The organism is Streptomyces canus (assembly GCF_030815415.1).
GTDB classification, from domain to species: Bacteria; Actinomycetota; Actinomycetes; order Streptomycetales; family Streptomycetaceae; genus Streptomyces; species Streptomyces canus_F.
The window spans coordinates 2,218,005-2,231,291 of record NZ_JAUSWW010000001.1; the positions used below are offsets into that span (position 1 = coordinate 2,218,005).

The 13,287-nt window shown below is 69.2% G+C and carries 9 protein-coding genes; 4 read left to right on the forward strand and 5 right to left on the reverse strand.

All coding sequences use genetic code 11. The features are described from left to right. Positions 1-112: 112 nt before the first annotated feature. Positions 113-733 (forward strand): calcium-binding protein, encoded by a 621-nt coding sequence (locus QF037_RS10360; protein WP_307023862.1) that lies wholly within the window; start codon positions 113-115, stop codon positions 731-733. Here the strand turns inward: QF037_RS10360 and QF037_RS10365 are convergent. Further along, entirely contained in the window at positions 730-1,677 is a 948-nt protein-coding gene (locus tag QF037_RS10365; protein WP_307023863.1) for a DMT family transporter, read from the reverse strand. The genes QF037_RS10360 and QF037_RS10365 overlap by 4 nt on opposite strands. Before the next feature lie 90 nt (positions 1,678-1,767). Further along, positions 1,768-2,469 (reverse strand): SDR family oxidoreductase, encoded by a 702-nt coding sequence (locus tag QF037_RS10370; RefSeq protein ID WP_307023864.1) that lies wholly within the window; start codon positions 2,467-2,469, stop codon positions 1,768-1,770. A gap of 247 nt (positions 2,470-2,716) precedes the next feature. On the opposite strand from QF037_RS10370, the gene QF037_RS10375 reads away from it, so the two are divergent. Beyond that, positions 2,717-2,851: a hypothetical protein gene (locus QF037_RS10375; protein WP_307023865.1), complete on the forward strand. Its 135-nt coding sequence runs from the start codon at positions 2,717-2,719 to the stop codon at positions 2,849-2,851. A 3-nt stretch (positions 2,852-2,854) separates the two neighbouring features. Here the strand turns inward: QF037_RS10375 and QF037_RS10380 are convergent, their stop codons facing one another. The 3 genes from QF037_RS10380 to QF037_RS10390 all read right to left on the reverse strand — a co-directional run bounded on the left by QF037_RS10380 (position 2,855) and on the right by QF037_RS10390 (position 7,132). After that, on the reverse strand, positions 2,855-3,763 hold the full coding sequence (locus QF037_RS10380; RefSeq protein ID WP_307023866.1) for a class I SAM-dependent methyltransferase: 909 nt from the start codon (positions 3,761-3,763) through the stop codon (positions 2,855-2,857). Between the two features lie 189 nt (positions 3,764-3,952). Next, positions 3,953-5,665, reverse strand: coding sequence for a glycoside hydrolase family 6 protein (locus QF037_RS10385; RefSeq protein ID WP_307023867.1), 1,713 nt, complete (start codon positions 5,663-5,665; stop codon positions 3,953-3,955). A 57-nt stretch (positions 5,666-5,722) separates the two neighbouring features. After that, positions 5,723-7,132 (reverse strand): cellulase family glycosylhydrolase, encoded by a 1,410-nt coding sequence (locus tag QF037_RS10390; protein WP_307023868.1) that lies wholly within the window; start codon positions 7,130-7,132, stop codon positions 5,723-5,725. Positions 7,133-7,383: 251 nt separating this feature from the next. Between QF037_RS10390 and QF037_RS10395 the strand changes: the two genes are divergently transcribed. Together QF037_RS10395 and QF037_RS10400 are read left to right on the forward strand one after the other, a co-directional pair. Then, positions 7,384-10,299: a glycoside hydrolase family 48 protein gene (locus tag QF037_RS10395; RefSeq protein WP_307023869.1), complete on the forward strand. Its 2,916-nt coding sequence runs from the start codon at positions 7,384-7,386 to the stop codon at positions 10,297-10,299. A gap of 281 nt (positions 10,300-10,580) precedes the next feature. Beyond that, positions 10,581-13,241: a cellulose binding domain-containing protein gene (locus tag QF037_RS10400; RefSeq protein ID WP_307023871.1), complete on the forward strand. Its 2,661-nt coding sequence runs from the start codon at positions 10,581-10,583 to the stop codon at positions 13,239-13,241. The last annotated feature ends 46 nt before the right edge of the window (positions 13,242-13,287 follow it).

The following is a 13,287-nucleotide window of genomic DNA, read 5'->3' on the forward strand; positions in this document are numbered from 1 at the left end:
TACGCCTCCGGGGTCGAGGGCCCCTGATGATTCGTCAAACAGCGAATGGTGGCGGGAGCTTGGTGAGTCCACCGTGGTCTCCAGGTATCCGAACCAGAAACGGGGTTCAGCAATGAAGGCACGAACACGAACAAGGACGTTCGCAGCGGTCAGCGCGGCGGTTGCCCTCGCGGGCGGGATGGTCGTCGCGGCGCAGACGGAGGCGGCGGCCGCGACGCCGCGGTGCTACGGCTTGTACGCCACGGTGTGGGGCAGCAACGGGCCGGACACCCTCAACACCGCGGGCGGCAAGGACGTCGTCGTCGGCCTCGGCGGGAGGGACACGATCCACGCCGGCGGCGGCGCCGACGTCATCTGCGGGGACGCAGGCGATGACCGACTGATCGGCGGCGACGGCGACGATCTGGTCGCGGGAGAGGAAGGCAACGACGCCATCAAGGGATACGGGGGCGCCGACCGCCTGCGTGGGTTCTGGGGCAACGACTCACTGCGGGGCAACGAGGGCGCCGACGCACTGGACGGCGGCGACGGCCATGACTTCACCCGGAACTGGGGCAACGACACACTGACCGGAGGCCCCGGCAAGGACGCCCTCAGGGGCAGCGCAGGCCGCGACACGTTCTACGCCCAGGACAACGAGCGGGACGTGATCCACGCGTACGGGGGGCGCGACGTCTGCTACGTCGACCGGATCGACGAGACGCACGGCTGCGAGGTCAAGGTGTTCGGCTAGGCGTCACGAGGGGCGTCCTCCTCCGGGGAGGGGGCGCCCCTTCGGCCGGTCACCGTGGCGTACGCGCTGACCAGGATGAGCGCGGCGCCGGCCCACTGCGCAGGGGAGGGCCGCTCGCCCAGTATCAGCGCCCCCAGGGCCAACGCGCCGACGGGCGTGAGGAGCAGCAGGACCGCGCCGACGTGGCTCGGGAGCCGGGGCGAGTAGACGGCGACCATGAGCCAGCCGATGATCCCGCTGGTGAGCGCCGCCAGGGCGAGCCAGGCCAGGGTGCCCGCGGGCGGGGCGAGGTCGAGGGCGCCCCAGGCCCAGCCGCCGAGGGCCGAGGCGACGGTGGCCGAGAAGACGACCGCGGTGTATGTCGTGCGGACGTGGCCGTGGAAGCCGCCGCGGCGCAGGAGGAACAGGAAACCCGAGTAGCTGAGAGCCGCCAGGATCGCGTGGAGGGTGCCCGCCGCGGGGTCGCTGCCGCTCGCGCCCTTCTCGAACAGCCCGCCGGTGAGCACCACACCGGCGACCAGGACCGGCAGCCACAGCAGGAAACGGCCCGGCACCCTCTCGCGGTCCACCGCCCAGGCCAGCAACGGCACCAGGACGACCTGCACATTGACCAGCACGGTCGACAGACCCGCGCCGACCTCGGTGATCGCCCTCGTCCACAGCAGCATGTCGCCGGCGAACAGCACCCCGCCCGCCAGTCCGTACGCCAGCTGCCGCCGGGGCGGCGGGCCTTCGCGCCGGTACTCCGGGAGGACCAGCAGCACCAGCGCGGGCAACGCGAGCAGACACCGGTACACCGAGGCCGTACCGGCGTCCGCACCGGACAGTTCGATGCACACCGGCGACACGGCCAGCATCAGCGCTGCGACCGCCTGCCCGGCTCGCGGGCCCATGGGTTCCCGGGGCGGGCGCAGACGGTCTCGGACGGTGTCGGTACGTGCCACGGAGCGGGTCCTCGCGACGGTTACGGAGATCGCCCGCCTACCCGCGCACCGACGGTCCATGCATCGGCCACCGGTCCGGCCGGGCGGTCGTCAGTTGGGCTGGCCGATCGGCCGTACGACCACGGTGTTGACGTCGACGCCCTCGGGCTGCCGGATGGCCCACACGACCGAGTCGGCGATCTGGTCGGCGGTGAGGAGGTGGCCGGGCGGGAGGCTGCCGTAGCTGTCCCAGAAGGGGGTCTCCACCCGGCCCGGCGCGATGTGGGTCACGCCGACGCCCCACTCGGTCACCTGGCGCCGGGTGTTCTCGGCGAGCCCGGTCACCGCCCACTTCGTCGCCCCGTAGATGTTGCCCGGACCGGGCACGAACCCGGCGACGCTCCCGACCAGGACGATCCGGCCGCGAGTCTCCTTCAGGGCGTCGATGGAGGCGCGGATGAGCAGCGCCGGGCCCAGCACGTTGGTCAGCACCATCTCGGTCCAGCCGGCGGGGTCGCCTTCGGCGACGGAGTCGTGGGTGGCGAAGCCGGCGTTGGCGACGACCGTGTCCAGCCGGCCGAATTCCTTGAGCGTACGGTCGACCGCCGACCGCACACTGTCGTAATCGGCCGCGTTGCCGACGAGCGTCAGCAGCTCGGCCGGGTTGCCGAGTTCCCCGGCGAAGCCGTGCAGCCGCTCCTCGCCTCGCCCGGTGACGGCCACCCGGTGGCCCGCCGCGAGCAGTTGCCGTGCGACCGCGGCGCCGATACCGCTGCCGCCGCCGGTGATCAGTGCGACCGGAGAGTCGGTCATGGTTACCCCCTGTGGTGTCCTGCGGATGCCGGGGAGTAGATCACTTGGAGCATTCTCGAAGTCAAGTACCGCAGCCGGCACGGTAGTCGGCGAGCCGTGGTGAGCATGGGTCAGTCGGCTCAGGTCGCGTGGATCGGCGGCGTGGGCGGCGACCTTGCGGGCTTCGCCGGGGTGACCGTGCTCGGGCTGGTCTGCGCTGCCCGCGCTCCCGCTGCCGCTCTCCACCCCGTTCGTGATGAGAGGCCCAGTGGGTCAGCCACTCGACCAGACCGCCCAGGAGCAGGCCAAGCGACCGGTGCTGACCGAGCACTTCGTGCAGTGCGGCACCCGCCGGGTGCAGGGCGCGGAGATCAGCGTCTGCGCCCGACCGGGCCGCTGCTGAGTGTCACACCCCGCGGGCGGCCGTGTGCACTGTGCGTGCCGCCAGGACGAAGACGTCCGGCCGGTGGTGGATGCTCGCCTTGTCGTCGGGGTCGACGAGCCGGTCGAGGGTGGCGCGGTCCTCGGCGTCGAGACGGTCGCCGAGGACCTCGTGCATCCGGGTCAGCGTGTTGACGGCGACATGGCGGGCCCGGTCCGTGGTCGGCGCGGGCAGGTCGAGCAGGAAGCTGCGGGTGCCGGTGGGCTTGAGGCCCACGGAGGCCAGTAGCGCCGGCCAGTCCTCGATCACGTCGACGGTGCCGGGCAGCCCGGCCCGCATCTGGCTGAACCAGTCCTCGTGCAGCGCGTCGAGCCGGGCCTGGAGTCCGGGACGGCCGATGCCGATGTCGCGCGGCAGGTACCGGGTGGGCAGGCTGCCCTCCAGCAGGGCCAGCGTGCCGCCGGGCGCGAGCCGGTCGGCGAACGAGGCGAGGGCGGCCCGCTGGTCGCCGAGGTGGTGCAGGCTCCAGCTGGCCCAGATCAGATCGGCCGGATACTCCAACTCCTCCAGTACGCCGGGCAGTTCACCGGTGAGGGTGCCGAACCGGTCCGCGACGCCGAGTCGGCCCGCCCGCTCGCGGGCCCGCTCCAGAAGCGGCTCGGAGCCGTCGACGGCGACGATCCGGGCGCCGGGAAAGTTCTCGGCGAGCAGACAGGAGGCGACACCGGGTCCGCTGCCCGCGTCGACGACCAGCCCGGGCTCGGTCTGCCGCTTGGCGAGCCAGGCCATCGCCCGCTCGTACATCGGCAGGTACAGCTCGGCCTGCTCCTCCAGCATCGGGGCCATCTCGGCCCAGTCGATGTCGGCGTGGTCGTGGGGGTGGCCGTGATCGTCGTGGGTGTGGCCGGGGTGGTCGTGGTGGTCGTGCGCCATGGGGGTCAGCCTCTCGTCCGGTTGCGGCCAGCGTGCGCCGACGCACCGTGGGGAGGCCACCACTGTTGCCGGGACGGCAAAAAATCGGGGGCGTCCCGGCTGACGGACCCGGTGGTCCCCCGCGCCCGCAAAGGGGCACGGGGGACCTGCGCGACCGGCCGTGACGGTCCCGCAGCCGCGTTCACGGTGTTACGACAGCGGCGGGTACGCGTTCGTCATCAGCTGCTGGAACTGCGCCGAGAACCAGTGCCCGGCGACCGGGGCGTTCGGCAGGGCGCCGGACATGTTGTTGTTGTTGCGCGGGTTGCCCGTGTACGTCGGGTCGCACATCCGGTCGAAGCCCTTGCCCTCGTCGTTGGGAATGGCAGAGCTCGAACCGTCGGACTCACCCGGGGGCTTCATCCACACGTAGGCGTCGATCCCTGCGGCCGGGCTGGCCTTCGGGCGCTCACCGAGACCCGCACCGGACTGGTTGCACCAGTTGCCGGTGTTGAAGCGGCGGTCGTAGCGGCCGCCGTCGACGTAGGTGTCGACGCTGGTCATGGCACCGGGGCCGGTGGGGCGGGCCGAACCGCCCCAGCCATTGCGGGAAGTGTCGATCAGCATGCCGACGCCGGAGTTGAAGCCGGTCGTCACCAGCTGGTTGCGGAAGGCCTGGGCGAAGGAGAGCTCGTCGACGTAGCGGTTCCAGTCGACCCACTTGGACTCGCGGACGGACTTGTCGGCCACGGAGTCGTTGATGGTGAAGTTGTTCTCCTTCAGGGCGCTGTAGTTGGCCGTGTTGGTGATGAAGCCGTGGACGTCGTTGACGGTGGCGCCCTCCGTGGTGGCCGCCTCCTTCATCAGGGTGGCAGTGGGCCCGAAGTTGTCGTCCCAGCCGATCCAGCCGTGGTGCCCGGCGTCGATGTAGTTGTAGACGTTGGGCACGTCACCGAGCTTGTTCAGGGCGTAGCCGACGCCCTTCTGGTAGTTGCCGTTGGCCTTCATCACGTCGCACTGCGGGGTGGCGGTGACCCGGCTGCCGGTGTTGGTGACGAGGTTGGGCAGCGAGTCGATCTCGATGGTGGTGACGATCCGCAGCCCGGCGTACTTGGAGTCGGCGAGGATCGCCTTGATCGGGTCGATGTACTGCGTCTTGTACTTGTCGATCTCCGTCGGGCCGAGCTCACCGTTGGAGGAGAGAGCCGCGCAGTCGCGTCCGGGCAGGTTGTAGATGACGAGCTGGACGACCAGTTCGCCGGAGCCCTTCTGGGTGAGCGCGGCGTCCAGGTGGTCGCGCAGGCCCATGCCGCCGTTCACGCCGTTGATGGCGGCGATCCGGTCCAGCCACACACCGGTGGGCTGGTTGGAGATACGGCTGCCGCCCGGTTCGGCGGCGGCCTTCGCGGACCACTCGGGGTTCACGTACACCTTGGCGCCGCTGTACGGGTTGTCGACGCGGGTTCCGGTCCCGGGGTCCGGCGGGTCCGTCGGACCGCCGCCGCCGTCGACGTTGCAGGTCACCCCGTCGAGGGTGAAGGTGGCCGGGATCGCGTTGGTGCCGCTGTAGGTGCCCTGGAAACCGAAGCTGGTCGAACCGCCGGTGGCGAGTGTGCCGTTGTAGGACTCGTTGGCGGCGGTGACGGCGGTGCCGCTCTGGGTGATCTTGGCGTTCCAGCCACTGGTGACCTGCTGATTGCCGGCGTACGCCCACTTGACCGCCCAACTGCTCTTGGCGGCACCGTTGTTGGTGATCGTCACGGCGGCGGTGAAGCCGGTGCCCCACTGGTTCTGGATCTTGTAGTCCACGGTGCAGGGGACGGCGGCCGCGCCGACGTCCGCCGGATTGACGGCGAGCGCCGTCCCGGAGGCCCCGGCGACCAGGGCTATGGCTGCGAGCAGCGCAGTTCTGGTACGACTCATGAGTGCGGGTTTCCTTCTCCGTCGCGAGGTTCTCGGATTTCGGTGGTGCGTGAGCGGTTATCCGTCGAGCGAGCGCAGGTGGTCGCGCAGCCCGGTGCCGTACGCCGTCGGCGTACCGCCGTAACTGGAGATCAGGGCGGGACCCGAGGTGCAGCTCCATGTGTTCCAGGTCCAGCCCAGGTAGGACAGGCCACGGTCGTCGAACCACTTCATGACCTGGTCGACGAAGGAGTGACCGCAGGTGTTCTCGCCGATCTCCCCGGCGACCAGCGGCACTTGGGCCGCCACCGGGGCGAGCTGGGAGTTCCGGCAGCTCTCGTTCGCGCAGGTGTTGACGTTGTAGACGTGCCAGGCGGCCGCGAGATTGTGCTTCGGATCGTCGGGCTTGTACGTCAGCCATTGGCTGAGGTCGTTCGAGTAGGCGATCCCGCCGGCGAGGATCAGGTTGCCGGCGCCGGTCGCCCGTACGGCGTCGACGAGATCCTGCATACCGGCGACCTCGTAGCCGATACCGGGGCAGGTGCCGCCGTCCCGCCAGCACTGCCAAGCCTGAGTGGTCGTGGCGGTGGCGCGGTCCGGGTAGGGCTCGTTGAACAGGTCGAGGACGACGGTCGGGTCGACCTTGAAGGTGTTGGCCACCGACGTCCAGAAGGACGGGGTGTACTGCATGCCGGGCATCGGTTTCTGGCAGGTGGCGTGCACGTCGGAGCAGCCCGCCGAGTTGCCCGTGTACTGACCGTGGGTCCAGTGCAGTTCGAGCATCGGCGTCATGCCGTTCGCCTTCACCTTCGCCACCAGGTCCTTGACGGCATCGATGTAGTGCGAACCGGCGTACTCCGGCTTGATGTTGGACAGGCCGAGCCAGCACTCGTCGTGCAGCGGAATGCGGACCGTGTTGGCATTCCAGTCGGCGATCGCCCTGAAGGCGGCGTCGTCGACCGGCCCGTCCCAGATGCCGTAGCCCTGCACACACATGAACTCGCCGCCGGAGCGGTCGACGCCGAGCAGACGACGGGTGGTGCCGTCGGCGTCCACGAGCTTGTTCCCCGAGGCCCTGAGGACCGGGGGTGTTCCGTCACCGGTGTCCGGTGGACCGGTCGGTGTCGGTGTGGGTGTCGGCGTGGGCGAGGGGTCCGCGTCGACGTTGCAGGTCGTGCCGTTGAGCTTGAACGAGGTCGGTGACGGGTTGCTCCGGGTACCGGACTGGGACCACTCGGCGTTCCAGCCCTGGCTCAGCTCCTGTCCGCCCGCGAAGTCGAAGGTGAGACTCCAACTGCTCACGGCGGCGGTGTTGTCGGTGATCGTCACGGCACCCTGGAAGCCGGACTCCCACTGGCTGGTGACGAAGTACTCCACCGTGCACGCGGGGGTGGCTCCCGACGCCGTGACCACCGGCACCGACACCGACCCGAGAAGGGCCACGGCGCCGACGCCGGCTAAAAGTACTGAACGCGGGGGGTGTCGCATGAGCGACTCCTTGCAGATCAGCGCGCCGTGACCGACACGTCGACTGATGGAACCGCTCCCACTGGTGTCACCGAAGTTAGCGCCAAGTGACGGCAAAGAACAGAGGAGTCACTTGACTTTTCCTCAACCACATTCATCGAATCTTTTCGACTCTTCAAGCATCTTGACCCCTCTCACCCTCATCCTCACTATGGGAGCGCTCCCACTGGTTCAAGCCTTGACTTCTCCGAGCCGCAAGGAGGAACCAGCACATGGCACCGAGAAGGAGACGCCGGACTGTCCGGCGCTTATGGACGGCTGTCACAGCCGCCCTGGCTCTGCCGTTCGCCATGCTGAGTGTGGCTTCAACTCCCGCACAAGCAGCGGCAGTTCAGTGCAGCGTCGACTACAAGACGAACGACTGGGGCTCCGGCTTCACCACGGACGTGACGATCACGAACCGCGGTACGGACGCCATCAGCGGCTGGACCCTGACGTATGCCTACGCCGGCAACCAGAAGCTGTCGAACGGCTGGAACGGCACCTGGTCCCAGTCCGGCCAGACGGTCACGGTGAACAGCGCGAGCTACAACGGGAACATCGCGGCCGGCGCCGCGGTCTCCACCGGCGCGCAGTTCACCTACAGCGGCACCAACGCCGCCCCGAAGTCCTTCGCGATCAACGGCACCACCTGCACCGGCGCGCACCAGCCGCCGATCACCGTGCTGACCAGCCCGGCTGCGGGCGCCGTCTACACGCAGGGCAACGCCGTCCCGCTCGCGGCGACCGCCGCGGCCGCCGACGGCGCGACGATCAGCAAGGTGGAGTTCTACGACAACACCACGCTGCTCGGCACCGACACGACCTCGCCGTACTCACTCTCGGCCTCCAGCTTGACCGTGGGCAGTCATTCGCTGCTGGCGAAGGCGTACGACAGCCTGGGCGCGTCGGCGGAGTCCACACCGGTCGGCATCACGGTCGTCTCGGGCCCCGCCATCGTGGCCTCGGCGACCCAACTCGCCGTGCAGCAGGGCGAGACGGGCACGTTCGCGGTGAAGCTGTCGACGCAGCCGTCCGCGAACGTGACGGTGACGACCGCCCGCACCGGCGGCAACTCGGGCCTGTCCGTGACCGGCGGGGCTTCCCTGACCTTCACCCCGTCGAACTGGAACACCGCCCAGAACGTGACCATCACGGCCGACTCCTCCGGCACCGGAGCCGCGACCTTCGAGTCGACGGCGACCGGGCACGCCAAGGCGTCGGTGACGGTCACGCAGATCGAGGCGGCGGGCGAGTACGACGCCCGTTTCCTGGAGCTGTACGGCAAGATCACCAACCCGGCGAACGGCTACTTCTCACCCGAGGGCATCCCCTATCACTCGGTGGAGACGCTGATCGTCGAGGCGCCGGACCACGGTCACGAGACCACGTCCGAGGCGTACAGCTACCTGCTCTGGCTGCAGGCCATGTACGGCAAGGTGACCGGCGACTGGACCAAGTTCAACGGTGCCTGGGACATCATGGAGAAGTACATGATCCCCACGCACGCCGACCAGCCGACCAACTCCTTCTACAACGCCTCGAAGCCGGCGACGTACGCGCCCGAGCTGGACACGCCCAACGAGTATCCGGCGAAGCTGGACACCGGGGTGTCGGTCGGTTCGGACCCGATCGCCGGTGAACTGAAGAGCGCCTACGGTACGGACGATGTCTACGGTATGCACTGGTTGCAGGACGTCGACAACGTCTACGGCTACGGCAACGCGCCCGGCAAGTGCGAGGCGGGTCCCACGGACACCGGCCCGTCGTACATCAACACCTTCCAGCGCGGTGCGCAGGAGTCGGTGTGGGAGACGGTGCCGCAGCCGACCTGTGACGCCTTCAAGTACGGCGGCAAGAACGGGTACCTGGACCTCTTCACCGGTGACGCCTCCTACGCCAAGCAGTGGAAGTTCACCAACGCCCCGGACGCCGACGCGCGTGCGGTGCAGGCCGCGTACTGGGCCGACAAGTGGGCCGACGCCCAGGGCAAGGGCAGCCAGATCTCCGCGACCGTCGCCAAAGCCGCGAAGATGGGCGACTACCTGCGCTACTCGATGTACGACAAGTACTTCAAGAAGATCGGCAACTGCGTCGGTCCGACCACCTGTGCGGCCGGGACCGGCAAGGACGCCTCGATGTACCTGATGTCCTGGTACTACGCCTGGGGCGGCGCCACCGACACCTCGGCGGGCTGGGCCTGGCGCATCGGCTCCAGCCATACGCACGGCGGCTACCAGAACCCGATGGCCGCGTACGCGCTGAGCGCCTACGCCGACCTGAAGCCCAAGTCGAGCACGGGTGCCGCCGACTGGGGCACCTCGCTGACCCGGCAGATCGAGTTCTACCGCTGGCTCCAGTCCAACGAGGGCGCCATCGCGGGCGGTGCGACCAACAGCTGGGCGGGCCGTTACGCGACCCCGCCGGCCGGCAAGTCCACCTTCTACGGCATGTACTACGACCAGCAGCCCGTCTACCACGACCCGCCGTCCAACCAGTGGTTCGGCTTCCAGGCGTGGTCGATGGAGCGGGTGGCCGAGTACTACCAGCAGACGGGGAACGCGGCCGCGAAGACCGTCCTCGACAAGTGGGTGGACTGGGCACTGGACCACACCACCATCAACCCCGACGGCACCTACCAGATCCCGTCGACCCTCCAGTGGTCGGGCCAGCCCGACACCTGGAACGCGTCAAGTCCCGGCTCCAACAGCGGACTTCACGTCACCGTCGCCGACTACACCAACGACGTCGGTGTGGCCGCCGCGTACGCCAAGACCCTGACGTACTACGCGGACCGCTCCGGTGACACGGCCGCCGCGACGACGGCCAAGGCGCTCTTGGACGGCATGTGGGACAACCACCAGGACGCCCTGGGCATCGCGGTGCCGGAGAACCGGGCCGACTACAACCGGTTCGACGACGGCGTCTACATCCCGAGCGGCTGGACCGGCACCATGCCGAACGGCGACGCGATCAACTCGTCGTCGACCTTCGACTCGATTCGGTCGTTCTACGAGGACGATCCGGCGTGGTCGAAGATCGAGGCGTATCTCGCGGGCGGCGCGGTGCCGTCGTTCACGTACCACCGGTTCTGGGCCCAGGCGGACATCGCCCTGGCCATGGGTTCGTACGCGGAGCTTCTCGAATAGCCCCCGCGAAGCGTTCCACGAGAAGGCCGGTGGTCGACGTGCGGGCCGTCTGCGGCTGGTCGCGCGGTTCCCCGCGTCCCTGACAGGGCGCGGGGGGCACCGCCCCTTCTCCGGAACCGCTTAACGGCTCCGCGTACGAGGTCTCGCCACCTGACGGCGAGGCCGACTCGCCGGGCGGCCCCCTCCCGCACTGGGGGTCGCCCGGCACCTCTCACCTCACATGGCAAGCGCTTGCTATTCGCACTTTCCCCTCCTCCCCCCACGTCCCGGAAAGGACCCCCGTGCGAAGAACACGCATCCTCACGGCCGTGCTGGCGCTCGCGGCCGGCCTGCTCGCGGGCACCCCGCCCGCACTGGCCGCCGACAGTCCGAAAACGGCCCTCGCCGCCGACACCTACACCTGGAAGAACGCCCGGATCGACGGCGGCGGATTCGTCCCCGGCATCGTCTTCAACCGCAGTGAGAAGAACCTGGCCTACGCCCGCACCGACATCGGCGGCGCCTACCGCTGGGTGCAGTCGAGCAAGACCTGGACGCCCCTGCTGGACTCGGTCGGCTGGGACGACTGGGGGCACACGGGGGTGGCGAGCCTGGCCTCCGACTCCGTAAACCCGGACCGGGTGTACGCGGCGGTCGGCACGTACACCAACAGCTGGGACCCCGGGAACGGGGCGATCCTGCGCTCCTCCAACCGGGGCGCGAGCTGGCAGAAGACCGATCTGCCGTTCAAGCTGGGCGGCAACATGCCGGGGCGCGGCATGGGCGAGCGGCTGGCGATCGACCCGAACAAGAACAGCGTGCTGTACCTGGGCGCACCGAGCGGCAAGGGCCTGTGGCGGTCGACGGACTCCGGCGTGACCTGGTCGCAGGTCGCGAACTTCCCCAACGTCGGCAACTACGTACAGGATCCGAGCGACACGTCCGGCTACGCCAGTGACAACCAGGGCATCGTCTGGGTCACCTTCGACGAACGCACGGGGGCCTCGGGCAACGCGACACAGACGATCTACGTCGGGGTGGCCGACAAGGACAACGCGGTCTACCGCTCGACGGACGGGGGCGCGAGCTGGTCGCGGCTGGCCGGGCAGCCGACGGGATACCTCGCGCACAAGGGCGTACTGGATACCGTCAACGGCTATCTGTACATCGCATACAGCGACAAGGGCGGTCCGTACGACGGCGGCAAGGGCCGGCTGCTGCGGTACGCGACCTCGACCGGTACGTGGACGGACATCAGCCCGGTCGCCGAGGCCGACACGTACTACGGCTTCAGCGGGCTGAGCGTCGACCGGCAGGATCCCGGCACGGTGATGGCCACGGCGTACAGCTCCTGGTGGCCGGACACCCAGATCTTCCGTTCCACCGACAGCGGCGCCACCTGGACGCGCGCCTGGGACTACTCCTCGTACCCCAACCGCTCGAACCGCTTCACGATGGACGTCTCGTCGTCGCCGTGGCTGACCTGGGGCGCGAACCCCTCGCCACCCGAGCAGGCGCCGAAACTCGGCTGGATGACCGAGGCGTTGGAGATCGACCCGTTCAACTCCAGCCGGATGATGTACGGGACGGGCGCGACGGTCTACGGTACGGAGAACCTCACGAACTGGGACTCCGGCAGCCAGTTCACCATCAAGCCGATGGCGCAGGGCCTGGAGGAGACCGCGGTCCTCGACCTCGCCTCGCCGCCGTCCGGCGGCGCCCAACTCTTCAGCGCTCTGGGGGACATCGGCGGTTTCCGGCACACGGACCTGACCAAGGTGCCGACGATGATGTACACCCAGCCGAACTTCACCACGACGACGAGCCTGGACTTCGCCGAGTCCAACCCGAACACGGTGGTCCGGGCCGGCAACCTCGACGCGGGCCCGCACATCGCCTTCTCGACGGACAACGGCGCCAACTGGTTCGGCGGGAGCGACCCTTCGGGGGTCAGCGGCGGCGGCACGGTCGCGGCGGCCTCGGACGGCAGCCGCTTCGTGTGGAGCCCGGCGGGCACCGGTGTGCAGTACACGACGGGCTTCGGCTCGTCCTGGGCGGCGTCGAGCGGCATCCCGGCCGGGGCGATCGTCGAGTCCGACCGGGTCGACGCGAAGACCTTCTACGGCTTCAAGTCCGGGAAGTTCTACGTCAGTACGGACGGCGGCGCGACCTTCACGGCCTCGGCGGCCACCGGGCTGCCGAGCGGCGACAGCGTCCGGTTCAAGGCACTGCCCGGCACCAAGGGTGACGTCTGGCTGGCGGGCGGCGCGACGGACGGCGCGTACGGGCTGTGGCACTCGACCAACGGCGGTACGTCCTTCACCAAGCTGTCCAACGTCGAGCAGGCCGACACCGTCGGCTTCGGCAAGGCGGCGACGGGGGCGTCGTACCAGACGCTCTACACCAGCGCGAAGATCGGGGGCGTACGCGGCATCTTCCGTTCCACGGACCAGGGTTCGACCTGGACGCGCATCAACGACGATGCCCACCAGTGGGGTTGGACGGGCGACGCGATCACCGGTGATCCGCGAGTGTACGGCCGGGTCTATGCGTCGACCAACGGCCGCGGCGTCATCTACGGCGACTCCTCCGATGCGGGCGGTGGCGGCGGTGGCGGCACCGACCCCACGCCGACGCCCACGGGTGCCTGCGCGGTGACGTACAAGATCACGAGCCAGTGGTCGGGCGGCTTCCAGGCGGACGTCCAGCTCAGCAACACCGGCTCCAGCGCCTGGAGCGGCTGGTCACTCGGCTGGACTTTCCCGGGCGGCCAGACCATCGGCCAGCTGTGGAACGCCGAGTTCACCCAGTCGGGTTCGGCGGTGACGGCGAAGAACGTCACCTGGAACGCGAACGTGGCGGCGGGCTCCTCCGTGAGCTTCGGCTTCACGGGGAACTGGTCGGGGACAAACACGAAACCGACGGCGTTCAAGCTGGGTGACCAGTCCTGCACGGTCCTCTGAGCGGACCGCGCACGAGGAGGCCCCGTCCGCTCCCGGACGGGGCCTC

Excerpts from the sequence above, each read along its gene's own strand:
- QF037_RS10360 (WP_307023862.1), top strand. The coding sequence starts at position 113 with ATGAAGGCACGAACACGAACAAGGACGTTCGCAGCGGTCAGCGCGGCG.
- QF037_RS10370 (WP_307023864.1), bottom strand. The coding sequence starts at position 2,469 with ATGACCGACTCTCCGGTCGCACTGATCACCGGCGGCGGCAGCGGTATC.
- QF037_RS10380 (WP_307023866.1), bottom strand. The coding sequence starts at position 3,763 with ATGGCGCACGACCACCACGACCACCCCGGCCACACCCACGACGATCAC.
- QF037_RS10385 (WP_307023867.1), bottom strand. The coding sequence starts at position 5,665 with ATGAGTCGTACCAGAACTGCGCTGCTCGCAGCCATAGCCCTGGTCGCC.
- QF037_RS10390 (WP_307023868.1), bottom strand. The coding sequence starts at position 7,132 with ATGCGACACCCCCCGCGTTCAGTACTTTTAGCCGGCGTCGGCGCCGTG.
- QF037_RS10395 (WP_307023869.1), top strand. The coding sequence starts at position 7,384 with ATGGCACCGAGAAGGAGACGCCGGACTGTCCGGCGCTTATGGACGGCT.